Source organism: Lactobacillus sp. ESL0263 (assembly GCF_003692845.1).
In the GTDB taxonomy this organism is placed as follows: Bacteria; Bacillota; Bacilli; order Lactobacillales; family Lactobacillaceae; genus Lactobacillus; species Lactobacillus apis.
Genome location: NZ_REHL01000004.1, coordinates 642,359 through 669,220, shown reverse-complemented (window position 1 = coordinate 669,220; position 26,862 = coordinate 642,359). Strand labels below are relative to the sequence as shown.

Sequence of the window (26,862 nt, the reverse complement as noted above, 5' to 3'; positions counted from 1 at the left end):
TCATGGCGTTTGAGAATCTAAGCGAAAGAATTCAAAAAGCTCTACGCAATTTATCTGGTAAGGGTAAAATTTCTGAAGAGGACATCAATAACGCTAGTCGTGAAATCAGACTAGCTTTACTCGAAGCGGATGTTAACTTTAAGGTTGTCAAAGACTTTATTAAAAAGATTAAGCAAGAAGCCTTAGGAAAAGAGGTTCAAGAAAGCTTAAATCCGGGTCAACAAGTCATTAAGATTGTTAATGATGAATTGACTAAGATGATGGGCGAGAGTGCTACAACACTCAACAAATCTAAGCACATTCCTACTATTATTATGATGGTTGGTTTGCAAGGTACCGGTAAAACGACAACTGTTGGTAAGCTAGCCAATCGCTTGATTGAAAAAGAAAAAGCCCGTCCCTTATTGATTGCAGGCGATATCTACCGTCCTGCCGCAATTGATCAGCTTGAACAAATAGGTGATCAATTAAAGGTTCCGGTTTATAGTCAGCGGGATGAAAAAGACGTTGCGCAAATTGTAAAAAATGGTCTGCAACAGGCTGATCAAAATAAAAATGACTATGTCATTATCGATACGGCTGGTCGACTAGAAATTGACGAACCATTGATGGAAGAGCTTGAGCAAGTTAAAGCAGTTGCACATCCAGATAATATTTTGCTTGTAGTTGATGCAATGACTGGTCAGGCAGCAACAGATGTAGCAAAGGGGTTTGATAGTCGCTTAGACATTACCGGCGTCATTTTGACCAAATTAGATGGTGATACTCGAGGTGGTGCAGCTTTATCAATTAGAGCTGTGACTGGAAAGCCAATTATTTATACTGGGCAAGGTGAAAAATTAACTGACCTTGAACAATTCCATCCTGATCGGATGGCCTCCAGAATCTTGGGCATGGGTGACATGCTGACTTTGATTGAAAAAGCTCAGCAAGATTACGATGCCAAAAAAGCTGAAGAAGTAGCAGAAAAGATGAAGGAGAATACCTTCGACTTTAATGACTTCGTTGATCAGCTTGAACAAGTTGAAAAGATGGGACCACTTGACCAAATTGTTAAGATGATTCCTGGAATGGCTAACAACCCTCAGCTAAAAAATGTCAATTTTGATAAAAAGCAAATCGTCTATGTTAAAGCAATTATTTCTTCAATGACAGAAGAAGAGCGTGAAAATCCTGAATTGTTAAATCCAAGTCGCAGAAGGAGAATTGCTGCTGGATCTGGTAGACCGATTGTTGAAGTTAATCGAATGATTAAGCAGTTTAAGCAAGCTCGTGACATGATGAGTAAGATAACCAAAGGGAATTTAAAAGGAATGGAGAATATTCCTGGTATGGATTCACCAATGGGAAGAATTGCAATGAGAAGAATGGGTAAGAAATTTAAGAAAAATAAGAAGAAGCGAATGAAGGTCAAGCGTTATCATTCTTAGTTTTTACCTGTTAAGGGAAAAAGCTTTACACCCTCAAAAAAACATGCTATATTATTATTCGTAAGTTTTAGGAGGATATTAATTTATGTCAGTAAAAATTCGTATGCGCCGTATGGGTGCCAAAAGAAAACCTTTTTACAGAATAGTTGTAGCAGATTCAAGAATGCCACGTGATGGTCGTTTTATTGAAGAAGTAGGCTACTACAATCCAGTTTCAGAACCTAAGGAATTGAAGCTTGATGAAGACAAGATTTTTGAATGGTTGAAGAAGGGTGCACAACCTTCAGATACTGTACGTTCACTTCTTTCAAGCGCTGGCTTAATGAAGAAGTTGCACGAATCAAAATTCAACAAATAATTGAATTTGTTAGAAAAAGTTTGGAGTAGTTTGCTTCAAACTTTTTTCTTGGTTTAAATTTAGGAGAAAAGATGCAGTTTTATGACGTTGCGCGCATATTGACGACACATGGTTTAAATGGAGAAGTCAAAGTAACGCAAATTACCGATTTCCCAGATGAACGGTTTGCTCCCAGGAGCAAGTTATCACTGAAAGATGATCTGCAAACGGAATTAACAATTAAGAGTAGCAGACCGTTTAAACAATTTTGGCTTATTCAATTTGAAGAGATCAATCAAATTGAGCAAGCAGAATTACTCAAGGGAAAAATCTTGGTTGTTAGTGAGACTGAACAGCATGAACTGCCACAAGGCTACTATTATTACCGTGACATTTTAGGGTGTTCGGTTATTGATAATCAAGATGGTAGTGATTTGGGAAAAATCACTGGAATTGAAACCCCAGGAGCCAATGACGTTTGGGAAGTTACTGAAGATTCAGGCAACGAGTATTTAATTCCTTATATTGATGATGTTGTCAAAAAGGTCGACGTCAATGCTAAAAAAGTTTATGTAGAACTATTGGAGGGCTTGCGAGATGAAAGTTAATATTCTGACACTTTTTCCGGATATGTTCACTCCTTTAACAACTTCAATGCTTGGCCGTGGTCTTGAAGACGGTAAATGGGAATTAAATTTAGTTAACTTTCGTGACTTTACTTCTGATGTTCATCATCATGTTGATGACACGCCATACGGCGGCGGCGCAGGCATGGTCTTACAAATTATGCCAATTAAAAAGGCACTTGATTCACTTTCCAATAAAGGTAAAGTGATTATTACGGCACCACAAGGAAAGACTTTCAATCAGAAAATGGCACAGGAATGGTCAAAAGAAGATAATTTAACTTTTATTTGTGGCCATTATGAGGGTTTTGATCAGCGTGTTTATGATTTAGCGGATGAAACTGTTTCAATTGGAGATTATGTTTTAACTGGTGGAGAATTACCAACGATGAGTATGGTTGACGCAACTGTACGGCTATTACCTGGTATTTTAGGTAACGCAGCCTCTCCAGTTGAAGAAAGCTTTGCACATGGCTTATTAGAATACCCGCAGTATACTCGACCAGAAGATTTTGAGGGAATGAAGGTCCCAGCTGTCTTGACTTCTGGTAATCATCAAAAAATTGATGAATGGCGTCATAAAGAGTCGCTACGAGCAACATACGTGCATCGGCCTGATTTACTGAAAAATTATCAACTGAGTTCTCAAGAAAAAATCATGTTAGAAGAGATTAAACAAGAAGACACAAAGGCTTGATTTTACAAGCTCTCTTTGCTAAGATAACAAAGGTGCAATTGTAATGTACTAATAGTTATGGGTGTTCCGCTGGCGCAGATAATCGTTGATGAATGCCGAAGAAGGAGAAAAATATGGATCCATTAATTCAAGAATTAACTAAAGAACAATTACGTGATGATATTCCTGACTTCCGTGCTGGTGACACTGTTCGTGTTCACGTACGTGTTGTTGAAGGTTCTCACGAACGTATTCAGATGTTCGAAGGTGTTGTAATCAAGCGTAAGGGTGCAGGTATTGCTGCAACTTATACTGTACGTAAGATTGCTTCTGGTGTTGGTGTTGAACGTACCTTCCCAGTAAATGACCCTCGAGTAGCTAAGATTGAAGTATTACGTCACGGTCGTGTACGTCGTGCTAAGCTTTACTACTTACGTGAACGTCATGGTAAATCTGCAAGAATCGCAGAAAAGCGTCGTTAATTCACGTTTAAGTAAAAGAGAATCACTCCGCAATGGAGTGATTCTCTTTTTTGTTTATGTTAAAATATTTATTAAAATATTTTTAATGAGGAAAAGAACTATGAAAGAACCATTTTTGTTAGAATTTGATCCTGAACCGCGGGCTGTTTTAGAACCAGATCACGAAAAAGAAATTAATCACTTTCCATTTCAGCCCAAGCTGCTGTTCGCATTCTTAACTCCTGATGTAATCAGTGATTTTTTGGCTCGTTGTCCTCATAAAAAAATTGGGTTCTTTGACTGCTTTGAAGGAGAAACCCCAATATATGAGGTTGATTTAGATGGACAAAAAATTACTTTTTGTCAGGCAAAGATAGGTGCTGCAGCTGCTGTAGAGCTATTAGATTGGCTAATAAGTTATGGTGTTAAACAGATTTTAGCAATAGGATCAGCAGGGTGCTTAGTTGATTTACCAGAGAACTATTTTCTAGTGCCTACAAAAGCTATTAGAGACGAGGGTACATCCTTTCATTATATGAAACCAGGAACGTATATTGACTTAAAGTCAGAGTTTTTAACTAAGACCAAAAAATTGCTGAATGAAGAAGGTCTTAAGGTTGAAGAAGTAACTACCTGGACTACTGATGGCTTCTTTAGGGAAACTATCAAGAAAGTAAAGCAGGCTAAAGAGTTGGGAGCCTCTTGTGTAGAGATGGAATGTGCAGCAATGGCTGCGTGTGCACAATTTAGAGAGGCAGATTTTGCACAAATATTATTTACGGCAGATTCTCTTAAAGACATAGAAAAGCATGACGAAAGAGGTTGGGGCAGGGATGCTCATGAGACAGCCATCAATTTAGCAGCAAATATTATAGCAAACATTTAATTTCCAACTTTGTGAAAAATAGAAGTGTGAAACCAATGTGAAACTATGCTGTATTTCACAAAGTTTAAAGCAAATATTGATATAACAGCATTCAATACTGAAATAACTTCAAAAATTTGTGAATTACATTTTAATAATTGCTGTGGAAAGATAAAAGGACAAATTTTGCATTTCTGCTTTATTTAGATGCGACTCAAAAATGTAGAAAAAAACCATTGAATTCCGAATAAAACTAGTTCGTAAATTTCAATGGTGTAATAAATAGTTTCTAAATAATGTTGTTTCGATATAAGCCAACAACTTTACCTAAGATATGAACGCTGTTCAAGAGTATTGGTGCCATACTATCATTTTCTGGCTGTAAACGGTAATGATCTTTTTCTTTATAGAACCGCTTGACGGTTGCTTCATTTTCATCGGTCATTGCAACAACAATCTCACCGTTAGTAGCAGAGCTTTGTTTACGGACAATTACATTATCTCCGTTTAAAATACCAGCGTTAATCATGCTTTCGCCGTGAACTCGTAGCATGAATAAGTCGCCAGCATCATTAGCTAAATCAGGGGGAAGTGGGAAATAATCTTCAATATCTTCAACGGCTAAAATAGGCTGACCTGCTGTGACATCACCAACAACGGGAATATCAGTAGGCTTGACACCAAGTGCCTTTTTGCCTTCTTCTGTTATTTCTAGTGCTCGAGGTTTAGTTGCGTCCTTAACAATTAAGCCTTTTCTTTCTAATCTAGAAAGATGACCGTGAACTGTAGAAGTTGATGAGAGTTCAACTCCTTGGCAAATTTCTCTAACAGTGGGAGGGAATCCGCGTTTTTCAACGGTATCATATATATAACGAAGAATTTGTAGTTGCTTAGAACTTTGCTTATTGGTCATTTTTTTCTCCCATTCGTTAGTTAATTCTTTGTATTAACTACATTCTAACAAATAATGTTGCCTAATACAAACAGGCGTTCTAAATAATTATTCTTTTTTTTATCCAAAAAGTAAGGTAGACTTTTACAAATGAGAGGTGCAAAAATGACTGAAAATAATGAACAAAGATTAACTGAAGAACAAGAAAAAAAACTAACTGATAGAATCAATGAGTTATACCATAAGAAAGAAGCTCAGGGGTTAACAAAAGAAGAAGAAGAGGAGCGACAAAAGCTTCACAAAGAATTTATCAGAAATTTCCGTGCTGGCTTTAAACAAGACGTCGAAGACTTGGTTATCGTAGATAAAAATGGTAAAGAAGTAACTTCCGAAAAAGCAAAAAAGGCACAGCGTAAGAAAGGCTTGAGAAAAGACTGATTTATAGCTTTTAATTTACTTATTTTTTAGGTAAGATATAACTATTGGACAAATTGAGGTGATTATTTTATGAATTTAGGATTAGCAATTGTATTAATTATTGTAGCGCTGCTAATAGGTCTTGTTGGCGGATTTTATGGTGCTAGAGCATACATGAAGAAATATTTTAAAGATAATCCACCAATCAGTGAAGATATGATTGTTGCCATGATGTCACAAATGGGTCAAAAACCTTCTGCTAAAAAGGTAAACCAAGTGATGAACATGATGAAACATCAAAAATAAAATCTTAACTAGATTGACATCAGACGGAGGATTATTTCTTCCGCCTTTTTATTTTGAAAGACAGGTGAAAAATGGGTATATTTTTTAAGTTAGGCTGGTTTTTTAAAAAGGAAAAGAAACGCTATTTAATCGGTGTTGCTTTTCTAGCACTAACTTCAATAATTAACTTAGTACCACCAAGAATTTTGGGTTTAATGGCTGATCAATTAGATAAAGGTCATATTTCTTGGCAAGAATATGCGACTTTAATCTTAGCCATTGTACTAGCTGCGTTAGTTTTATATGCTTTCCGCTATTTTTGGCGTCGTCAAATTTGGGGTGGTGCAGCCGAATTAGAATTGCAAATGCGCTCTAAACTGTTTGAGCACTTTATGGAAATGGATCGTACATTCTATCAACGCCATAGAACAGGTGACCTAATGGCACACGCCACTAATGATGTTTCAGCGATTCAGGAAGTTGCGGGTGAAGGTGTATTGACATTAGTTGATTCACTTTTGATGAGTGTAACAACAATGGTCGCAATGATAGTATTTGTTGATTGGCGGTTAACAATCGTTGCACTTATTCCATTACCATTTCTTGCCTGGGGGGCATGGAAATTAGGCGATCAGCTATACGGTGCGTTTGATGAATCACAGGCTGCTTTTTCTCGTTTAAACAATAAAACTCAGGAATCGATTTCTGGGATTAAGGTTCTAAAAACCTTTGGTCAAGGAAAAGAAGATACTGAAGCCTTCAATGACATGGTTAATGATACGATTAAAATCAATAAACGTGTCTTTAAGTGGGATTCATTATTTGACCCATTGGGAACGCTTCTTATTGGACTGACCTATACAATAACTATTATTTATGGTGGATTGTTGGTTAGCCACAAGGCTTTATCAATTGGGCAACTTGTATCATTTATTGCCTATATCGGGAATATGGTTTGGCCTATGTTTGCAATTGGTTACCTATTTAATATCCTTGAGCGAGGTAGCGCAAGCTATGATCGAGTTGAAAAACTACTTGATGAAAAACCTGAAATTACCGATCAACATGCTGATCAAAGTCTCCAAGCTCAAGATATTGCAGGTGATTTGAAATATCAAGTAAAATCTTTTGCTTATCCTGATGAGCCACAAATTCCAGTGCTGCACAATATTGATTTCACTCTAAAAACAGGGCAGACACTTGGACTAGTTGGGAAGGTCGGAGCAGGTAAAACTACGATTATTCAGCTGTTGCTGCGTGAATTTGATAAATATGATGGGAAAATAACATTAAATGGTCACGATATTAGAGAAATACCATTAAATGTTTTATTGCGTCAGATTTCATATGTTCCGCAAGATAATTATCTTTTCTCAACAAGTATTCAAAAGAATATTGCTTTTTCAGATGCAAATTCAGATGAGAGTGCGATTGTGTCAGCTGCTAAAAAGAGTGATTTGCACAATGATATTTTGCAAATGCCTGGTGGCTACAACACTCTTGTTGGTGAAAACGGCGTTTCTCTTTCTGGGGGACAGAAACAAAGAATGTCAATTGCACGAGCTTTGTTGAAGCAAAGTCAAATTTTAGTCCTAGATGATGCTTTATCCGCTGTTGACGCAAAAACTGAGATGGCAATTTTGAAATCACTAAGTAAAGAGCGTGAAGGTAAAACTACTTTAATTGCTACGCACAGACTGACCTCAGTTATGAATGCCGATTTAATTTTGGTTCTAAAGGACGGTCAAATTGTTGAAAGAGGAACACATGATCAGCTTTTAGCAGAAAATGGCTGGTATGCAGACATGTGGCAACGCCAAGAATTAGAAGCAAAGGTAGGTGAATAGGATGGACGAACAAAGTAATTATGAATCTGTTTGGTCAAAGGAAATACCTGTAAAAGAACAAATCAGTATCTTCAAGCGTTTAATGCGTTTTGTAATGCGGTTCAAAAATGAAATGATTATTGCAGGTATCGGAGCATTTTTGGTTAGTGTAATCAACATGCTTCTACCATATGGATTGCAGTTCTTTTTGGACAATTACTTAGTTAAAGAGAGTGTTACAACCCAAATCATCTTATTTGCTGGTTTCTTATATGCTTTTGGTTCGGTTATCAAAGCGGTTTTGCAGTTTACTTACGAGTACTTTTTTGCTTTAGGTTCTGAAAAATCGCTTGAGAGTTTACGGTCAGCATTATATAAGCAATTGCAAAGCTTGGGAATGCGCTATTTTGATCAAACTCCAGCCGGGTCAATCGTTTCGCGTGTTACTAACGATACGATGACTTTGAGCAACTTCTTAGTTGTACTTTCAAGTGTAGTCATGTCATTCTTCTCAATTATTTCCGCTCTAGTAGCGATGTTTACGACTAACTTCTATGCTGGTTTAATTGTTTTGGCATTTTTACCCATTTTATTGCTAATTATTTGGCAATATTCTAAGAGAAGTTCAAAGTTATACCGAAATTATCGCGAGCGCTTAAGTCGCATTAATACGAATTTAAACGAATCAATTGAAGGGGTTTCTTTAATTCAGCAATTCAAACAAGAAAAGCGGATGACTGATAATTTTGAACATGAAAACACTTCTTTAATGAAGACGCGTTTTAGTATGATAAACCTTAATTCATTACTTTTATCACCGTTAACGAGTATGCTTTACTCGATAGCACTTGCTTTAACCTTGATGTACTTTGGTTTTCCACTACGTGAGACTTTTGTTCCTGCAGGTGTGGTTTATGCATTTTCACAATATATCTCGCAATTCTTCAATCCAATTGCTAATATGATGGATCAAATGACCTTCTTTCAAGATGGAATTGTTGCAGGAAAGAGAATTTTTAGAATTCTTGACAATACAGACTTTGAACCTAAGCAGCAAGCTGAAAAAGGCTTAACAATTACTAAAGGTAAAATTGAATTTAAGCACGTAAGCTTTTCATATGATGGTAAAAATGAAATATTGCATGATATTTCTTTTACTGTTAATCCAGGTGAAACCTTGGGAATTGTTGGACACACTGGTTCCGGTAAGAGTTCAATTATCAACGTAATGATGCGTTTTTATGAATTCTACAAGGGGCAAGTACTAATTGATGGTGTAGATATAAAGAAGTATCCAAAAGAAGAGCTTCGCAAAAAACTGGGTCTAGTTTTACAGGAGCCATTCATGTTTTATGGTGATGTGAATTCTAATATTAGACTTTATAATAAAAATATCACTGATGAGGAAATTAAGGATGCAGCTAAAACTGTTCAAGCAGACGGCTTTATCGAAAATCTACCTGGTAAATATCATGCCAAGGTTGGTGAAGGCGGTAGCGAGTTCAGTCAGGGACAACGACAACTGATTTCCTTTGCACGTACTTTAGTCACTGATCCGAAAATTTTAGTTCTTGATGAGGCAACGGCTAATGTTGATACTGAAACTGAAACATTAATTCAAACTGCCTTAAAGAGTTTAAGAAAAGGCCGAACTACTTTGGCCATTGCACACCGATTGTCGACAATTGTTGATGCTGATCAAATTATCGTTTTAAACGATGGTAAAATAGTTGAACATGGAAATCATGAACAATTATTAGCTCAAAAAGGTTATTACTACAACTTATATAAGTTGCAAAACAGTCAAAAATAAGTTTATGCACGGGTTATTTAATTATCCCGTGCTTTTCTTTTACACCAATTGTTGACAGCGGTTACATAAAGATGTAAATTAATTATAATAACAATTAAAAATATTTATGTTTTAGAAATAGGAAGTTTGAAATGGAATACCATCAAATTAATGATACTGATCGTGAAAATTTACGTAAATTTATTTCAGAACCTGAGCGTTTTGTTACAGAGCCAACTAAACATTGGGATCATGACCAATTTAGAACAGTAACAGCAATGCCAGAATTAGTAATTCAACCAGTTACTAATCAAGAAGTAGAAAATGTTGTTAAATATGCGAGTGATCATCATATTCCTTTGGTACCACGTGGTAATTCAACTGGGTTAATGGGTGCCAATTTATCTGTTGATGGTGGTATCTCACTCGATATGGTTAAAATGAACCGTATTTTAGAATATGATCCGGATGGGTTAACTATGACAGTTCAAGCAGGAATCAGATTAAAGGATATTGAAGAATATCTTGCTGATAAGCCATTTACTTATATGCCTGCACCTGCTATGCACTGGGCTACAATCGGTGGTAATGTTGATACAAATGCCGGTGGTTTAAAAGCAATCAAGTATGGTGTTACAAGAGAGCACATCCGCGAATTGAAGGTTGTTTTAACTAACGGAAAATTGTATAAGTTTGGCTCTAAAGCAGTTAAATCTTCATCAGGTTATTCTCTAAAAGATTTGATTATTGGTTCAGAAGGTACGCTTGGCGTTGTTACTGAAGTTACATTGAGATTGTATCCAAAGCCACGCAAATCAATTAATGCAATTATTCCTTTCCCAACTTTGAATGATGCAATTAGATCAGTTCCAGCAATTCTTGCTTCCGGTGTTGTTCCAACTACAGTTGAATTCATGGGACGTAAAGTGATTAACTTATGGGAAAAATACGCAGACGATGAATTCCCAATTAAAAATGGTGATGGTTTTATTATCATGGGCCTCGATTCATTTACTGAAGAAGAGTGGCAAGCAGAACTGAAACAAGCATTGGAAGCTGTAAAAGAATTTAAAGCTGAAGATGCAGTTATCTTAAGTGCCGATTCAGAAGAAGCTAAGAAAATTTGGAAATGTCGTGAAGAATTACTTCTTGCAATTCAAAAGTCAACTCCAAAGATGGATGAAATCGATGTCTGTGTTCCGATTAACCACATTCCAGAGGTTTTAGATCGTATTGAAGAGCTTGAAAACGAATTGAATATTAGAATTCCAAACTTTGGACATGCTGGCGATGGAAACCTACATATTTATCTTTGCTCTGACGACATGTCTGATGAAGAATACGCCAAGACAAGTGATAAAGTAATTTCAGAATTATACAAGACAGCTAAATCACTTGATGGTAATATGTCCGGCGAACACGGTATTGGTTATGCTCGTGCTGGTTACTATGAAGATTTCTATGGTCACGACTACACTGAGCTTTTACGTCAAGTTAAGAAGTTGTTTGATCCTAATGAAGTGGTTAACCCTGGCAAAATCTTTAAGATGTAACAATATAGAAGTTAAATAGTTAATAAAACAACTTTCGATATCATAATTGAATTCGAAGGTTGTTTTTATTTTTAGCAAAAATTTCTAATTTAAAATAAAAAAGACTAGTTACGATAAAATACGTAACTAAATCTTTTTAAAATCGAGTTATAACTTATTTGCTTTGATTTTTAAGCATGTAATCACGAGTCATTGGTAAGTTTTTACCAGATGGCCCTTTGGTTAGGAGATATTGAACTACATCAATATTTCCCGATTCAAAGGAGGCAGCACATGCTTGTAAATAAAGGTCCCACATTCTAGTGAAGCGTTCACCCATGTTTTTTTGAATAACATCACGATGATTGTTAAAGTTTTTATCCCAAATTTCAATTGTTCGTTGATAATGGCGTCTTAACATTTCAATGTCATCAATTTGCATGCCATTTTCGACAATATGATGAACATTTTCATCTAGTCCTGGGATATAGCCACCTGGGAAGATGTACTTATCAATCCAAGCATTGCTAGCGCCACCTTGTTGGCGGGTAATTCCGTGGATTAGGGCAACGCCGTCTTTTTTAAGGTATTTTGCAACGTCATTAAAATACTGACCAAGATTTTCTTTACCAACATGCTCAAACATGCCAACTGAAGTAATGTAATCCCATTGTTGGTCGCCAAGTTCGCGATAGTCTTCTAGCTTAACTTCTACCTGATCCTGTAGATTTTCATCGTAAATTTTCTTTTGAACAAGTTTATATTGTTCTTCGCTTAAAGTTACACCAGTAACCTTAAGATCATATTCTTTGGCTGAAGTCAACATAAGCGTTCCCCAGCCACAACCTATATCTAAAAGAGTTTTACCTTTTTGTGGATGTAGTTTATCAAGAATGTGATTGATTTTATCAATTTGAGCCTTTTCAAGGTCGTCTTGATTACCTTCCTTGAAGTATGCACATGAGTAGGTCATCGTAGGGTCAAGCCACAACTTATAGAAATCATTACCGATATCATAGTGACTTTGAACGTCTTTTTCACTCTGTTGTTCAGTATGATTTTGCTTAGGCATAAATTTGCGGAATTTACTAGACCGCATAAAACTGTTTGGGCTTTCATAAGCTCCAAGGATAAGTTCCTGTATACTGCCCTTGATTTCAATCTTTTTATCCATGTATGCTTCGCCGAGTGCTAATGAAGCATTACGGGTGATTTCATTAACTGGAATTTTTTCATTAAAAATGATTTCAATGTTTGGGTTGCCATTGCCATAAACTTCACTCTTACCATCCCAATAGGTTACTTTCACTGGGAAAGGAAAAGATTTACTTAACATCATTTTATAAAATGTTTTCTCTAACAATTTTTTGACTTCCTCCATTCAATTACAGTCGTAATTATTTTAACACTACAAAAAAAGATTAAACTTATTAAAGTTTAATCTTTTCATTTTGTCTGTTTTTACTTTGGTTGATAATGAAAATTAGGATTCTGTTCTTGATCAATCTTATTCCAAGCTTCTTTAAGCTGATCATCTAACATTGCTTCATTTTCATGTGTTAGTTTGATTTTTCGATCAACTTGAATAGGGTCGCCAAAGCAAACCTCAAGTGGTTTTCTCTTTAGAAGTCCTGTAAAGGTCAGAGGACCTTGATAAACAACGGGAACAATTGGCTTACCGGATAGCTTTGCAATTGCAATAGTTCCGCCTTTTAGTTCGGCGGAATGTCTGGTTCCAGATGGAAAGATAATTAATGAATAATTCCCATTTTTTAGGCCCTTGATAGGTGTCTTTAGAGCAGATGGACCAGGATTTTTACGGTCAACTGGAAAGGCATGTGCATGCTTTAAAATGAAATTTAAAACAGGATATTTAAATAATTCAATTTTTGTCATAAACATGAATTCTTTCGGACTTGCAGCTAAAGCAAACAAAATCGGTTCCCACCACGTGCGATGCGGTGCTGCCAAAATATAATTCCCATCTGGGATACGTTCTTTATGATTAACATGTAAATGCCCATTTAGTAGCCAGACAATAAAGCGGGCAATTGGGCGAATGATATGATAAAACATTATTTCCTCCAATGATGTAAAATATTATAACAGAGCTTGAGGAGAGGAAGAAATTTTTATGGTAAATTTGTCAAAAAATGAACGAATTGATTATATGTATAGCGATAATCTTAAAATTGTTCAGGACAAAGATGCCTTTAGCTTTTCGTTAGACACATTATTACTGGCGTCAGAAGCTAAAGAATCAATTAAAGATAGTTCGAAAGTTGCTGATCTCTGTGCAGGAAACTGTGCTGCAACAATTTATATGGCATATTTTAATCGAGCTAAGTATGATGCAATTGAAATTCAAGATGAGGCTGCTTCACAAGCTAGGCGATCGGTTGAATTAAATCAAATGGAAAACCGTATTCAAGTTCATCAAAAAAATGTTAAGGATGCACCTAAATTTTTACGTAAAGATTCTTATGATGTAGTTGTAGTTAATCCACCATATTTTAAAGTGGCAAAGAATCATAAAGTAAATCCTGATCCTAAAAAAGCAATTGCACGTCATGAATTGTTAATTAACTTAGAAGAAATAATTATGGTTGCCAGTGATCTTCTTAAGATGAAGGGAAAAATGTATATGGTACATCGACCTGAACGTCTTAACGAAATTGCATATTTTTGCATAAAGCACGATTTAAGTATCAAATTTGTACAGCCGTATGTATCTCATCGTGGAGATGATGCAAATTTAGTTATTATTGAAGCTGTTAAGCACACGGCAACAGATGGCTTGGTTTTGAGGGATGCAATTGAAGTTCATGACGAAAACGGCAATTTTTTACCCACTATTCAAAAAGTAATTCGCGAAACTGATGAAGAGCGGCAAAAACATGATGAAGGGAAAAGTTACTATTTCTATGTTTTGTTGTGCAATGATGGCAGTTTTTATGGTGGTTTTACAAATGACCTACAAAAACGGTTAACTGCACATAACTCTGGTAAAGGAGCAAAATATACTAAGACTAGAAGACCTGTCAAAATGATTTATCATGAAAAATTTCAAGATAAGCAATTAGCATTGAAAAGAGAGTACTGGTTTAAGCACCATACGCGACAATGGAAAGAAAATTTTTTGCGTGAACGATCAGTTGATTTTTAACCTTGATTCTTAAGCATAAATTTAGTATTATTTTACTTGTGTGTTAAACACACAAGTAAGAAACATCAAGAGTGATCAACGTTTTGGTGCCACACACTGGTGAAACGTTGAAATGATCGCTTGAGAGGTATAAAACCATAGGAGGAAGTTAATTATGTCAGTAGTTTCAATGAAACAATTACTTGAAGCTGGTGTCCACTTCGGTCACCAAACTAGAAGATGGGATCCAAAAATGGCTCCTTACATCTTTACTCAAAGAAATGGTATCTACATCATTGATTTGCAAAAGACAATCAAGATGTTGGATGACGCATACTCATTCGTTAGAGCAGTTGCTCAAGACGGTGGTGTAATTCTTTTTGTAGGTACTAAGAAACAAGCTCAAGACTCAATTGCTGAAGAAGCAACTCGTGCTGGTCAATACTACATTAACCAACGTTGGCTTGGTGGTACTTTAACTAACTGGAAGACTATTCAAAGTCGTGTTCAAAGATTAAAGGACCTTAAGAAGATGTCAGAAGATGGTACTTTTGAAGTATTACCAAAGAAGGAAGCATCTTTATTAACTAAGGAAAAGGACAAGCTTGAAAGATTCTTAGGTGGTATTGAAGACATGCCTAGAATCCCAGACGTAATGTTTGTTGTTGATCCTAAGAAGGAAAAGATTGCTGTTCACGAAGCAAACATTCTTGGCATTCCAGTTGTTGCAATGGTTGACACTAACACTGATCCAGATCCAGTAGATGTTGTTATTCCTTCAAACGATGACGCTATTCGTGCTATTCGCTTAATTTCAGGCGCAATGGCTGATGCTGTTATTGAAGGTAAGCAAGGTCAAGATGACAATAACGCTGACGTAGAAGCTGAAATGACTAAGAATGCTGCAGCTGATGGTGCTGAAGAAGCAACTGAAGCTGAAGAAACTTCAGACGAAGACTAGTTAAATATCTTTTATTTGAAAGGATACATCAATGGCAAATATTACTGCTAAACAAGTTAAAGAGTTACGTGATCGTACTGGTGCCGGAATGATGGACTCCAAGAAAGCTTTAGTTCAAGCTGATGGAGACGTTGAAAAGGCAATTGATATTTTAAGAGAAAACGGTGTTGCAAAAGCTGCTAAGAAGAGTGGTCGAATTGCAGCTGAAGGTTTGGCTGAATATGCATTTTCTGGTAATACAGCTGCATTAGTTGAAATTAACTCAGAAACTGACTTTGTTTCATCAAACGATAAGTTTATCAAGTTAGTTGATGATGTAACTAAGGCAATTCTTGCTGCAAAGCCTGCTAACGTAGAAGAAGCTTTAAAGGCTCCAATGGCTGGTTCAACAATTGGTGAAGAAATTACCAACTTGACTGCTGTTATCGGTGAAAAGATCACTTTAAGAAGATTTGATTTAATCAGCAAGAATGATGACGAAGTATTTGGCGCTTACAAGCATAATGGTGGATCAATTGTTGCTGTTGTTACTTTAAAGGGTGACAACGAAGAAGCAGCTAAGAACATTGCAATGCACGTTGCTGCTATTAACCCTGAATACTTAGATAAAGCTTCTGTTCCAAAGGCTGATTTTGATCGTCAAAAGGCAGTTTTCACTAAGGAAACTGAAAACGAAGGTAAACCTGCAAACATTATCCCTAAGATCGTTGAAGGTCGTGTTAACAAGTACTTAAGCGAAATTTGCTTGGTTGACCAACCTTACGTTAAAGATGGCGATATGACAGTTGCAGAATACGCAAAATCTGAAGATTGTGAAGTTGCTGCATACACTCGCTACGAAGTTGGCGAAGGTATCGAGAAGAAGCAAGAAGACTTTGCTGCTGAAGTTCAAGAACAAATTAAATAGTCCTTGAAGTCTAAAAAAAGATTTACTAAAAACCTTATCCATTAGGATAAGGCTTTTTTATTCTTAAAGAAAGCTAAAGTTAATAAAGTAATTCTAAAATAAAACCAAATGAATTTACCGACAAATTTTAATATGGAAAAATATAACTAGATAAATTTCAAAGTGAGGTAAAGCACATGGGCTTTGTCATAATGATGATTGCTGTGATAGTCGGAACAATATGTATATATTTAAGCGTTGAAAAGTCCTTTTCTAAGTTAAACAATAACTTGGTATTTATTATGGGTATCATTCTAGATGCACTAGCATTTTTTTTAGCTGTCGGATAAAAACCCTTCTAAAATAGAAACATTTTCAGGTTAAATAAAAAGAACCCTCTTTATAAAGGGTTCTTTTTGCATTCTTAAATTGATTTAACGTCTATTTAACTATGTAGCTTTTTATTTTTGTCCACCAAATATGTAGGCAATATGCAGAAGTGAACGATAGTATCCAAGTTAAGATCCATGTGCCTAGGAAAGTTAAAAAAGGGTGGTAAGTAGCATGGTAACCCATATTTAATCCACGCCAAATCAGTTGATTCCAAAATACGTTTGAAAGGTAAGCACGGTAAGCATATGTAGCTAAAAAATGAAAAACTTTGAGTGAAGTTTCCGAATCATTCCTAACTTGATATAAGCATAGAGTTGCAACTAAAGCAATGACTGCTAAACAATAGAATGTCATTGATGGTTTATAATACGGAGCGTTTGCAAAAAGGACTGGATGGCCAAAGCCGTGTAATTCAAAATTTGTCCAAATAAAACAAGCAAGAAAAACTAATAGAATTAGCCACCAAAATTTACTTAATATTGAATTAACATAATCTCTCAGTTGCCATGCAAGTACTCCAAATACGCCGTAAATAAAGAACGAAATAAAAATTCGATCTAGCATATACCACGTTTTTTCGTGTGGACCATGGAATACGTAAAAATCATAAAACCATAGCCAGGCAAAATATAAAACAAAAGTAATTAGAGCGACAAGTAATCCTCTTTTTACATTTTTACCAACGTAACGACTAATTGCCCAAAACAATGGCATTAAAATAATAAATTGCAACATCATTGTGTTGTACCACAAATGCGGTGCGCCATTACCATTAATAAAATGCCAACAAAATGAACCAAAATTATTAAATTTATTTATCTGTTGGAGCCATGGCATTCCCAGCAAATAAATTAACGTCCACCAAATTGTCGGAACAAATAGGTTTGACCAGCTTGACCTCATATGTGCTTTATATGAAAAATTTCCTGCTAAATCATTTGTTCGAATTGTGGTGTATAGAATGCCAAAAATAAAGGCTGGTGCAGTGTATTTAACTAAATTATACATAATGCCAAATATATCTTGTGTGGCAAAAGGCTGACCAACCCCCATAACCAAAGACATAATTGGCTGCGACATAACTGCAGTACAGGCAAAGACTTTTAAGTAATCTCCAATATCTGCTGTTTTATATGCCGGATAAGGATATTTATCCATTTCATTTAAGACCTCTCTTAGTAGATTTGTGAGATCCCTAAGAAGTTCAGCCTTAATATATGCGATTTTTTCAAAAAAGGCAAGTTTTATTTTTTCTTTTAATTCGATTGTGCTTCAACTAAGACACTAGCAATTTCATTACTAAATAAGCGTTGAGTATCATTTAACGTCTGGTGTGGGGTATTTAAATAGATTGTTCGGTGTGGTGAATTGGGAAGGATTCTTGCAATATCGATTGAGTTTGAATTAGTAAAGTAATTTCCCCATGTGACTTTAGGTATAAAACCCATGCCTAGTCCTGCTACAATCATTTCTCGAACTGTGGCTGGTTCATCTGATTGGTATTTGAAATTTAATTTGATGTCATTACTTACTAAAAACTGGTTAACAGTTTGTTGTAACTCGGTTTCATCATTTTCACCGACAAAAGTAAAATTTTTCAATTCTGAAGCTTGAAAAAACTTTTTCTTATGCATGAAACTTTTTTTCCAGCCAATTAAGATTTCTTCTCTTAATAAAGGAATTGCCGTAAAGTTTTTAATCTTATGTGAAGAAATAACAAAGTCAAATTGCTTTAGGTCTTTAGCAAAGGTTGTACGCTGGTGAATATTTAGGCTGACATTTGGAAGTAATTTTTGCATTTTTAGTGCAATGATCGGAATTAAAGGTGAGCCAACAGTAAAAAGAACGTTGATTTGTCCATTTTCTTCTGCTGAATTAGTTTTCACTGCGTTGATGCCACGGCTCAGCAGGCTAAGACTATCGGAAACGTATGAATAAAAGATCTTTCCCTGCTGATTCAGCTTAATTGTTCTTCCTTGACGATCAAACAGTTTTACACCAATTTCTTCTTCAAGCTGTCTAATGGTTTTACTAATTGCGGATTCACTGACAAATGCTGCCCGGGCTGCTTCCGTTACAGAGCCCAAACTAGCTACACTGACAAAATATTTTAAACCAGTTAAATTCATTATTTTGCTCCAATTAATAACTTTTTGGTTAACTATTATTCCTATTATCTATTATAAATGGTTATCTATTGGGTTTAAACTAAATTTGTGAGATCCAAAGAGGTGATAACGTGAAAAGTTTATGGTTGTTTCCTGGGCAAGGAAGTCAGAAAGCTGAAATGTTAACTAATGTTGACCCCAATTTGAAACAAAATGTAGAAAATTGGACGGGAGTGAAACTTTTAGATACTAGTGAAGGCTATTCTGATTCGCAACAGATTCAATTAAGTATTTTACTTTTGCAAATTAATGAAGTTGATCAACTTAAAAAAATGGGTTGGCAACCAGATTTAGTGGCTGGACATTCCCTAGGGGTGTTTGGAGCAGCATATGCAGCAGGAGTAATTTCAAAAGAAGATGTTTTCAAATTAGTTAGCTTAAGGGCTAAGCTGATGCAATCCTCTTATCCCGAAGGATATGGTATGGGAGTAATAGTTGGTTTATCTCGACAAGAAGTTGCTGAACTTGTGAAACAGGTTCATACCGAGGAAAATCCGGTATATCTGTCGAATCAAAATTCAGAGTTGCAAAATACTCTGTCAGGTAAGTTAACTGCTATTAAACAAGTGTTAGAGCTTGCCAGCAAGCAAGGTGCAGCTAAAGCTAAATTATTGCATGTACCTAATCCATCGCATTCGCCACTAATGGCAAATGTTGCTGAACAATTAGATTATGAGATAGGGAAGTTACATTTAAGTAACCCTGCCTGTATTTACTTGGCTAATAATAACGGTCATCCGGTAAAAAAGGTTGCAGATGTTAAATACGATCTAGCTAATAATTTAACTCATCCTGTTTTTTGGGAAACGATGATTAATGTTGCACTTGAGTATAATCCGCAAGTGAGTATCGAATTCTCGCCAGGAAACGCATTTACAAAGTTATTAAAGGTTAAAACTGATCAGGTATCAAATATTACATTAAGTGAAATGGCAATAGATGATGCCGACTTTTTACTTAATAAATGGAAAGGAAAATAATATGACTGAAAGAAATTGGCATACGCATCGAGATGCAAAAGCTGCCCGTTTAAATGGCGCAAGTGCTCTTCTTGATGGCAAGTTTGCAAAAACAGAAGATGTTGTTAAAGTTCTTGAAGCGCTGATTAAGCCAGGTGATAAGGTTGTTTTGGAAGGAGACAACCAAAAACAGGCTTCATTCTTATCTGAAGCCTTAGCAAAAGTGGATGCAAATAAAGTTCATGATTTGCATATGATTATGTCCAGCATTTCGAGACCTGAACACTTGGATATTTTTGATTTAGGGATTGCTACTAAGATGGACTTTTCTTATGCTGGTCCACAAAGTACCAGAGTTTCCCAAATGATTGCAGACAAAACGATGCAGGTTGGAGATATCCATACTTACCTCGAATTATTTGGCCGACTGTTCATAGATTTAATTCCAAATGTTGTCTTAGTAGCAGCAGATAAAGTTGATCATGAAGGTAACTTATATACAGGTTTTAACACTGAGGAAACACCTACGATTGTTGAAGCTGCAGCATTTCATGATGGTATTGTCATTGTTCAAGCTAACGAAATTGTAGATAAAGTCCCGAGAGTTGATATTCCAGCTGGCTGGGTTGATGTTGTGATTCCGGCTGATAAGCCGTATCAATTGGAGCCGTTATTTACACGTGACCCACAAGCAATTAGTGAATTACAAATCTTAATGGGTATGATGGCAATTCGCGGAATTTATGAAAAACATAATGTTCAAACTCTGAACCATGGTGTTGGTTTCAACACTTCAGCGATTGAATTGTTATTGCCTACCTACGGCGAACAACTTGGTCTTAAAGGAAAAATTTGCCGTAACTGGGAATTGAACCCAACGCCAACTTTGATTCCAGCAATTGAAAGTGGCTGGGTTGACTCAATCCACTCATTTGGTGGTGAAGTCGGCATGGAGAAGTATATTGCTGCTCGTCCAGACGTTTTCTTTGTCGGTAAAGATGGCACTATGCGTTCTAATCGTGCTTTAGGTCAAGTTGCTGGTCAATATGCCTGTGATATGTTTGTTGGATCAACATTACAAATTGATCAATGGGGTAATTCTTCTACTGTTACTCATGGTCGCTTATCAGGTTTCGGTGGCGCACCTAATATGGGCTCGAACCCAACTGGTCGACGTCACTCAACTGCAGCATGGCAAAGTTTGAAGCCAGCTGATGATCCTCTAGCTAAAGGACAAAAATTAGTTGTCCAAATGGTTGAAACATTTGGTTCTAATAAGAAACCTGTCTTTGTTGATCATTTGGATGCTGAAGAGGTAAGAAAAGAAGCAAAATTGGCCAATGTACCAATCATGATTTATAGCGAAGATACTACTCATATTGTAACTGAAGAAGGAATTGCATACCTTTATAAGACAGATAGCATGGAAGAGCGTAAGGCTGCCATTGAAGCGATTGCGGGTGTAACACCTGTAGGTCTTCGCTCTAATCCTGAAGAGGTCAAAAAGCTGCGTGATAAAGGAATTATTGCTCTACCAGAAGATCTTGGGGTTCGTAGACAGGATGCAAAGCGTTCATTGCTAGCTGCACAAACGATGGATGATTTAGTTGAGTGGTCACATGGTTTATACAATCCACCTGCTAAATTCAGATCATGGTCATAAAGGAGGTTAGTTAAGATGGAGAAACTTAATTTTACTTATCAAAATTCAGAAACTGTTAAAAAGTTTGTTCATGTTGGTGTGGTAGCATCCGGAGATTTAGAAATCCTGCTTTACCCTGCAGATGAAACAACAATCGACATAGTAACTGGTAGTGATGGCTTTAAAGAAGTTTGGAAAAATGTTTTAGATCGCTTTTTCACTCGTTATCCGTTAAAAGGAAAATTTGTAATTCATGACTTTGGTGCAACACCAGGCGTTGTTAACTTACGGCTCACGCAAGCAATGGAGGCATTAAATGATGAAAAATAGTTTTGTTGAATTAAATGGACGTCAACGTGCTTTTAGCTTACTTGATGAGAACACTGGGCGCGAAATTGTTGGACCTGAGTTTGATTTTATTTCACCTCATTTGGAGCCGCAAAACATTGTACCTGAAAGTGATGATGGTGTAATTATTGCAAAAGGTAAGTTAGATGGGAAAGCTGCCGTTATTATATCAATTGAAGGTAGTTTTCAAGGCGGCGGAATTGGTGAAGTTTCAGGAGCTAAAATTGTAGCTGCTTTGGAAAAGACACTTGAAGACAATAAAAATGGAATCAAGGAATATCCAGTTATCGTTCTTGATACAGGTGGTGTGCGGTTGCAAGAGGCAAACTATGGATTACTTTCAATTTCAGAAATTCAAAACGCAGTTATTGCCTTAAAAGAATATGTTCCCGTTATTGGTATTGTGCCAGGAAGAGTTGGGAGCTTTGGCGGAATGTCAATTACAAGTGCAATTCTTTCTTATCTAATTACAACACCTAAAGCTAGAATTGCTCTGAATGGTCCAGAGGTAATTGAACAAGAAGCTGGTGTAAGAGAATTTGATTCCAGCGATAAGAACCTGATTTGGGACACTCTAGGAACACGGCAACGTGTTGAAACAGGAATTGCTGATGAAGTAGTTGACGATGATGTTTCAGCTATTAAGGACGCAATTAACAATGCAATTGAACAGAATAAGGATGCTCATAGAACAGACCAGGCTGATTTTTACCTTTCTTTACTCGATGAGATTGATTTTGCTCAACCGCTTAATACCAAGCAATACCGTGACCTTTATTCTAAGAATAAAGCAACTAAACATGTCGTTAATGAAGCTACTGCTAGTCAACAAGCGAAAACTAAGTCACGCGGTCGACTTTGGTTTGAAAAATTAACTGGAATTGAAAATGCAGAATCAAATTATCCTACTGTTTTACATGCTGAAAAAGATGGTAAAGAATATATTGCAATTGTCCCAGATGAAAATAATCGTTTTCCACGAGTTCGAAAGGGAGAAGTTGGCTTACAGGAAGGTTTTCTAGTAGCCGAAATTGTTAACAAGATAGTTGATGAAGACAAAGATAAGAAAGAAAAACGGCCACTTATTTTGGTTGTTGACGTACCAAGTCAAGCATATGGCTACAAAGAGGAACTAATTGGTATTCATATCAGTTTGGCATCCGCTGCTGCTGCATATGCTAAAGCACGTCAAGCAGGTCATCCAGTTATTGCGTTTATTCCTGGGGATGCCGTTTCAGGAGGCTTTTTAGCTCATGGTTTGCAATCAAACCGAATTATAGCTTTAGCAGACGACTCAATCACAATTCAAGCAATGTCTAAGGCTTCAGCTGCTCGAATTACTCAAAGAACAATTGCTGAATTAGAAGAAGCCACAAAACATGTTCCTGCAATGGCCTATGATATTCACAACTATGAAAAATTAGGTGCTCTTTACAAATTGGTTCAGGATGTTTCCTCATGGGATGCCAATGAAAACGCAGTTGAAGAGATCAAGACCGTTATTGATGAAGCAATTGAAAGTACTAAGAATCAACCCACTGATTTACACTTTAGATATGAAACGCCAATTGCGGTTGAAAGTGGGCGTCAAGCAACTAATAAGATGCGTAAAACAGTTTCTGAACAATGGAATCAATAAAACAAGTTTGGCCACATGATTTGCTCACTTTTAACAAAATTAGTGATTTGGTGCTAGGCGAGAATCCTTTACCTGAATGGGCAAAGGATTCTTTAGCTAAAGCAAAAATCGTTGTTGTCAGAAGAGGAAAAATAGATAATAATCTAATTCCAGTTGGAATAAGAGGATTTCGGAGAAATGAGCGTTTAGCCTGTTTCTTAAAAAAAGAGCAAGTAGTAAGTTGTTACTCGCCAGACTACTTTATAAAAAAACAGTTATGGAAAGAGTTGCCTCCTGCTCGGCAAAACATACCTCAATTTCAAGCTCTAATTAAAATGGTTCCTTTGTTAAAAGGATTTAAATGGGGAATCGGTGGTTCGGTAGCTTACGAAATGGCCACTGGAATAAAGATGGTAAAAAATAATTCAGAGCATATCAGTGATTTGGATGTTATTTTGTCGGCAACAAAAGAAATTAGTGTGAGTCAAGCGAGAGAGTTATTAAGAAAGATAAATTTATACGGAGTTCATGCGGATGTTCAGGTTGTACATGGACAAAAAGGCTTTTCGTTAGAAGAGTTTGCTGCAGGGCGCAACAAAAAAGTACTAATCAAAACAGCTACCGGACCTATTTTGGTAGAGGACCCGTGGAATTTTGTAAGGAAAGAATAGATGAGTTACTATCTAACCAGTGATCGGGTTAAACTTAATTATCATGTATACGGAAACGGTAAGCCAATTGTCTTGGTGACTGGCTTTGGTGGTTATCAAGAAATCTGGATAAAACAAGTATCTTATTTGTTGAATATGGGATATCAGGTAATAACGTATGATCACCGTAACATGGGTGAAAGTGAAAGAACATTAAATGGTCATACTCTCCAAAGATTGACTGATGATTTGATTGGTTTACTGAAATTTCTAAATATCAGTCATGCCACATTTATTGCGCATTCAATGGGTGGTAGTGTTCTATATGATTTAATTAAGACAAAACCTAGTTTAGTTGATTTAGCTTGTATCGTTGATCAAACCCCATATATGCTAAATACTAAGGACTGGCATTTTGGCTTCATGAACTATACTTTGGAAAACTACAAAGAGCAATCTTTGATTATTCCACAGGTTCATGAAACTCTTCATGGCCTTGATACTGAAGTTTTTAATGAGCTCAACCTAGTTAAAACTAAGTATCCTTTTGATCGCCAAAGTAATATGGATTTATTGCAAGAGCACATTAAGCGTGATTGGCGAAATATAATTACAACCACTACGCAAAAAATAGTTGTTTTTGCTGCTAAGAAAAGTCCATATTATAACTATCAATTTGCTGAATGGATGGCTAAACATAATTCGCAAATTGAATATGCTGTTTTAGATGATTGCGGACATGATATTATGGCTGAGGTTCCTCGACGATTTAATCAGCTGTTACGTCACTTTTTACTAAAAAATCGCTATTTACCTGAATAGTGTATTAGGTTTAAAGATTTTAAAATTTTTTAGAAGACCTCTTATTTAATTGGATAAGTGGTCTTTTTGATAATAGACATAAAAATAGTTTTTAATGTGAGATACAATTTTAAAGGTAGTTTTTGAAAATTTATGATACAGTATAATTCTTGATTGTCTAAAAGTAATGCAATCAAAAACTGAGTTTTAGTTTATAATCTTTTATGTGGCTTTATAGCTGTAACTTTTAATTTATCTATTGGTGAAGGATGAAGATGAAAAATTATTTAAGTATTGATATTGGCGGAACAGAAATTAAATACGCACAAATAGACCAAGCTGGTAATATTATTGAAAAGGGTAAAGTAAGTACTCCCGACAATAAAACTGACTTTTTAGTTGCAGTAGATAAAATTGTAAAAAAATATACAGATAGAATTAAAGGCCTGGCAATTTGTGCTCCTGGAAAAATCGAAGGAACAAAAATACGTTTTGGAGGTGCAATTCCTTATCTTGATGGCATTGACTTTGGAGAAATCTATCAAGATAAGGATTACCCTGTAACTGTTCTTAACGATGGTAAAGCAAGCATTCTGGCAGAAAACTGGCTAGGAAGTTTAAAAGGAGAAACTAACTGTGCAGCACTAACATTAGGCACAGGTGTTGGCGGTGGCATCATAGTTAACGGTCATCTTTTACAAGGCTCCCACTACCAAGCAGGTGAAATGAGCTTTATGATTGTTGATTTGACCCACCCGGAAAAAATGCAAGGTAGTGTCGGTAATCTATGCTCTGCTGTCAACTTCGTTAAGCATGTAAATCAAAAAACAGGTTATTCTGAAATCAATGATGGAATTCATGCTTTTGAAGAAATTAAAAACGGCAATGAAGACGCAATTAAGATTTTCAACGATTATTGTTTAAACATTGCAGCTTTAATTCTAAATATGAATACAGTAGTTGATGTTAATAAAGTGGCAATCGGTGGTGGCATTAGTGCTCAACCGATTCTACTTTCTGGCATCAATAAGGCTTATGATAAGTTAGTTAGCGAAATGAATTCAATCATTGGCCAAACATTAGTCAAACCGAAAATAGTTGCAGCCAAGTTTAGAAATGACTCTAATTTATATGGAGCCTTATATAACTTGTTATTAACTGTAGATAACGAAACTGATTATTAATAGTAAAACCTCACTTAATTTTAAGTGAGGTTTTTTATTAGCTTAAAAACTGCTGGATTAATTTTTTCTTTTCCGTATTCTTTTGATAAATGGCTTGGACATGATAGTTTTGTGCACTGCTGTTGCCCTCTAACGGTAAATATTCAATTTTCTCACTCGGAGAGTTTGAAGGTTGAAGTAAGCCATCTGGATAATATGCATTAGCTTGATTAGAGGAAACAAGAATTTGCATTTGTTCAATAGTTGAAATTCTAGCAACTGGTAAATTTTGATAAGCTTCAGGTAAGGTGGCAAGAAAGGCATGCTTTAAATAATTGGTTTTCTCAGGTCCATAATATAAAATAGGTTTTTCTTTAAGAGCAGTTAATGGAAAAACAGAACCGCTACTTAAAGGATTGAGTTTACTGACGCCAATCACCATTTTGCTTTGAAAAATACTCTTGTTAGTTAGGTTCTTAGTCAAGAATTCTTGGTCTCCATAATCTAAGATAAAAGCTAAATCTAATATGCCAAGAGAAACGTCCGATATTAGGTGTTCAATACTCTCCTCGGTTATCTTGATTTTTAATTCAGGCTGTTTTTGATTTGCATCAAAAATTTTTTGTAGCAGCAATGTCCCTTCAAAAGGAGAAAAGTAGCCAACTTTTAGTTCTTGATAGGTGGTGGCAGCTTCATGCCGCAGAGAATTGATTTCTACAGAAAAGCTATGTAATATTTCCTTGGTTTTTAAGAAAAACTCCTGTCCTTGAGAGGTAATTGAAATTTTGTTTTTGCCACGCTCGAACAATTTAAAGCCTAATTCGTTTTCTAGCTTAGCAATCGACTGTGAAACTGCGCGTTGACTAATGTATTGCGTTGCAGCTGCTTTTTGAAAACTCCCGGTTTCGACTACTGTAATGAACGTATTTAATTGAGTGAAATTCATCTTTATCCGAACCTTTTACTTCTAGTGTTGAAAAATAAAGTGA

General features: G+C 36.0%; 27 protein-coding genes. 21 read left to right on the top strand and 6 right to left on the bottom strand.

Features of this window, described 5'->3' with window-relative positions:
* Positions 1–2: 2 nt before the first annotated feature.
* From ffh to F5ESL0263_RS05160, 6 genes are all read left to right on the top strand, one after another.
* Positions 3–1,430 (top strand): signal recognition particle protein, encoded by a 1,428-nt coding sequence (gene ffh, locus F5ESL0263_RS05185; protein WP_109715585.1) that lies wholly within the window; start codon positions 3–5, stop codon positions 1,428–1,430.
* 85 nt (positions 1,431–1,515) lie between these two features.
* Complete coding sequence (gene rpsP / locus F5ESL0263_RS05180) at positions 1,516–1,788, top strand: 30S ribosomal protein S16 (RefSeq protein WP_046307097.1); 273 nt, start codon at positions 1,516–1,518, stop codon at positions 1,786–1,788.
* A gap of 71 nt (positions 1,789–1,859) precedes the next feature.
* Positions 1,860–2,375 carry a ribosome maturation factor RimM gene (gene rimM, locus F5ESL0263_RS05175; protein ID WP_122035377.1) on the top strand — a complete coding sequence of 172 codons (516 nt, stop codon included), beginning with the start codon at positions 1,860–1,862 and terminating at the stop codon, positions 2,373–2,375.
* Complete coding sequence (trmD, locus tag F5ESL0263_RS05170; RefSeq protein WP_122035375.1) at positions 2,365–3,090, top strand: tRNA (guanosine(37)-N1)-methyltransferase TrmD; 726 nt, start codon at positions 2,365–2,367, stop codon at positions 3,088–3,090. The genes rimM and trmD overlap by 11 nt, the downstream gene beginning before the upstream one ends.
* 113 nt (positions 3,091–3,203) lie before the next feature.
* Positions 3,204–3,551, top strand: coding sequence for a 50S ribosomal protein L19 (gene rplS, locus F5ESL0263_RS05165; RefSeq protein WP_046307093.1), 348 nt, complete (start codon positions 3,204–3,206; stop codon positions 3,549–3,551).
* Positions 3,552–3,651: 100 nt separating this feature from the next.
* Positions 3,652–4,416, top strand: a complete 765-nt coding sequence (locus tag F5ESL0263_RS05160; RefSeq protein ID WP_122035373.1) for a nucleoside phosphorylase — start codon at positions 3,652–3,654, stop codon at positions 4,414–4,416.
* A 268-nt stretch (positions 4,417–4,684) separates the two neighbouring features.
* Here F5ESL0263_RS05160 and lexA read toward each other — a convergent pair whose 3' ends face one another.
* Positions 4,685–5,308: a transcriptional repressor LexA gene (gene lexA / locus F5ESL0263_RS05155; RefSeq protein ID WP_109715582.1), complete on the bottom strand. Its 624-nt coding sequence runs from the start codon at positions 5,306–5,308 to the stop codon at positions 4,685–4,687.
* Positions 5,309–5,452: 144 nt separating this feature from the next.
* Here lexA and F5ESL0263_RS05150 point away from each other — a divergent pair, with 144 nt between their 5' ends.
* The 5 genes from F5ESL0263_RS05150 (at position 5,453) to F5ESL0263_RS05130 (ending at position 11,160) form a co-directional block, all read left to right on the top strand.
* Positions 5,453–5,725 (top strand): DUF896 domain-containing protein, encoded by a 273-nt coding sequence (locus F5ESL0263_RS05150; protein WP_046307087.1) that lies wholly within the window; start codon positions 5,453–5,455, stop codon positions 5,723–5,725.
* A gap of 69 nt (positions 5,726–5,794) precedes the next feature.
* A complete protein-coding gene (locus tag F5ESL0263_RS05145) occupies positions 5,795–6,010 on the top strand; it encodes a YneF family protein (protein ID WP_046307085.1) in 216 nt (71 codons plus the stop codon).
* A gap of 71 nt (positions 6,011–6,081) precedes the next feature.
* Positions 6,082–7,836 carry an ABC transporter ATP-binding protein gene (locus F5ESL0263_RS05140; protein ID WP_109715580.1) on the top strand — a complete coding sequence of 585 codons (1,755 nt, stop codon included), beginning with the start codon at positions 6,082–6,084 and terminating at the stop codon, positions 7,834–7,836.
* Between the two features lies 1 nt (position 7,837).
* On the top strand, positions 7,838–9,628 hold the full coding sequence (locus tag F5ESL0263_RS05135) for an ABC transporter ATP-binding protein (RefSeq protein WP_109715579.1): 1,791 nt from the start codon (positions 7,838–7,840) through the stop codon (positions 9,626–9,628).
* 131 nt (positions 9,629–9,759) lie between these two features.
* Positions 9,760–11,160, top strand: a complete 1,401-nt coding sequence (locus F5ESL0263_RS05130; RefSeq protein ID WP_109715578.1) for an FAD-binding oxidoreductase — start codon at positions 9,760–9,762, stop codon at positions 11,158–11,160.
* Between the two features lie 154 nt (positions 11,161–11,314).
* Here the strand turns inward: F5ESL0263_RS05130 and F5ESL0263_RS05125 are convergent, their stop codons facing one another.
* Both F5ESL0263_RS05125 and F5ESL0263_RS05120 read right to left on the bottom strand, forming a co-directional pair.
* On the bottom strand, positions 11,315–12,502 hold the full coding sequence (locus F5ESL0263_RS05125) for a cyclopropane-fatty-acyl-phospholipid synthase family protein (RefSeq protein ID WP_122035371.1): 1,188 nt from the start codon (positions 12,500–12,502) through the stop codon (positions 11,315–11,317).
* Between the two features lie 98 nt (positions 12,503–12,600).
* Positions 12,601–13,215 (bottom strand): 1-acyl-sn-glycerol-3-phosphate acyltransferase, encoded by a 615-nt coding sequence (locus F5ESL0263_RS05120; protein WP_122035369.1) that lies wholly within the window; start codon positions 13,213–13,215, stop codon positions 12,601–12,603.
* Positions 13,216–13,273: 58 nt separating this feature from the next.
* Here F5ESL0263_RS05120 and F5ESL0263_RS05115 point away from each other — a divergent pair, with 58 nt between their 5' ends.
* The 3 genes from F5ESL0263_RS05115 to tsf all read left to right on the top strand — a co-directional run bounded on the left by F5ESL0263_RS05115 (position 13,274) and on the right by tsf (position 16,152).
* Complete coding sequence (locus F5ESL0263_RS05115) at positions 13,274–14,305, top strand: GIY-YIG nuclease family protein (protein WP_122035367.1); 1,032 nt, start codon at positions 13,274–13,276, stop codon at positions 14,303–14,305.
* A 154-nt stretch (positions 14,306–14,459) separates the two neighbouring features.
* The gene (rpsB, locus tag F5ESL0263_RS05110) at positions 14,460–15,245 is read left to right on the top strand and encodes a 30S ribosomal protein S2 (RefSeq protein ID WP_187158021.1); all 786 of its coding nucleotides are present in this window, start codon (positions 14,460–14,462) and stop codon (positions 15,243–15,245) included.
* 31 nt (positions 15,246–15,276) lie between these two features.
* Entirely contained in the window at positions 15,277–16,152 is an 876-nt protein-coding gene (gene tsf, locus F5ESL0263_RS05105; protein ID WP_122035363.1) for a translation elongation factor Ts, read from the top strand.
* Positions 16,153–16,572: 420 nt separating this feature from the next.
* Here tsf and F5ESL0263_RS05100 read toward each other — a convergent pair whose 3' ends face one another.
* Together F5ESL0263_RS05100 and F5ESL0263_RS05095 are read right to left on the bottom strand one after the other, a co-directional pair.
* The gene (locus tag F5ESL0263_RS05100) at positions 16,573–17,682 is read right to left on the bottom strand and encodes an acyltransferase family protein (RefSeq protein ID WP_122035362.1); all 1,110 of its coding nucleotides are present in this window, start codon (positions 17,680–17,682) and stop codon (positions 16,573–16,575) included.
* 98 nt (positions 17,683–17,780) lie between these two features.
* A complete protein-coding gene (locus tag F5ESL0263_RS05095) occupies positions 17,781–18,653 on the bottom strand; it encodes a LysR family transcriptional regulator (protein ID WP_122035360.1) in 873 nt (290 codons plus the stop codon).
* A gap of 110 nt (positions 18,654–18,763) precedes the next feature.
* Between F5ESL0263_RS05095 and F5ESL0263_RS05090 the strand changes: the two genes are divergently transcribed.
* The 7 genes from F5ESL0263_RS05090 to F5ESL0263_RS05060 all read left to right on the top strand — a co-directional run bounded on the left by F5ESL0263_RS05090 (position 18,764) and on the right by F5ESL0263_RS05060 (position 25,894).
* Positions 18,764–19,672: an ACP S-malonyltransferase gene (locus tag F5ESL0263_RS05090; RefSeq protein WP_122035358.1), complete on the top strand. Its 909-nt coding sequence runs from the start codon at positions 18,764–18,766 to the stop codon at positions 19,670–19,672.
* Between the two features lies 1 nt (position 19,673).
* Entirely contained in the window at positions 19,674–21,314 is a 1,641-nt protein-coding gene (gene mdcA, locus F5ESL0263_RS05085; protein ID WP_122035357.1) for a malonate decarboxylase subunit alpha, read from the top strand.
* A gap of 15 nt (positions 21,315–21,329) precedes the next feature.
* Complete coding sequence (mdcC, locus tag F5ESL0263_RS05080) at positions 21,330–21,623, top strand: malonate decarboxylase acyl carrier protein (protein ID WP_122035355.1); 294 nt, start codon at positions 21,330–21,332, stop codon at positions 21,621–21,623.
* A complete protein-coding gene (gene mdcD, locus F5ESL0263_RS05075) occupies positions 21,613–23,280 on the top strand; it encodes a biotin-independent malonate decarboxylase subunit beta (RefSeq protein ID WP_122035629.1) in 1,668 nt (555 codons plus the stop codon). The genes mdcC and mdcD overlap by 11 nt, the downstream gene beginning before the upstream one ends.
* Positions 23,268–23,930, top strand: a complete 663-nt coding sequence (locus F5ESL0263_RS05070; RefSeq protein ID WP_122035353.1) for a malonate decarboxylase holo-ACP synthase — start codon at positions 23,268–23,270, stop codon at positions 23,928–23,930. The genes mdcD and F5ESL0263_RS05070 overlap by 13 nt, the downstream gene beginning before the upstream one ends.
* Entirely contained in the window at positions 23,931–24,731 is an 801-nt protein-coding gene (locus F5ESL0263_RS05065; RefSeq protein WP_122035351.1) for an alpha/beta fold hydrolase, read from the top strand.
* Between the two features lie 248 nt (positions 24,732–24,979).
* The gene (locus F5ESL0263_RS05060; RefSeq protein WP_199724294.1) at positions 24,980–25,894 is read left to right on the top strand and encodes an ROK family protein; all 915 of its coding nucleotides are present in this window, start codon (positions 24,980–24,982) and stop codon (positions 25,892–25,894) included.
* A gap of 37 nt (positions 25,895–25,931) precedes the next feature.
* Here the strand turns inward: F5ESL0263_RS05060 and F5ESL0263_RS05055 are convergent, their stop codons facing one another.
* Positions 25,932–26,819, bottom strand: a complete 888-nt coding sequence (locus F5ESL0263_RS05055) for a LysR family transcriptional regulator (RefSeq protein ID WP_122035347.1) — start codon at positions 26,817–26,819, stop codon at positions 25,932–25,934.
* Positions 26,820–26,862: the final 43 nt, after the last annotated feature.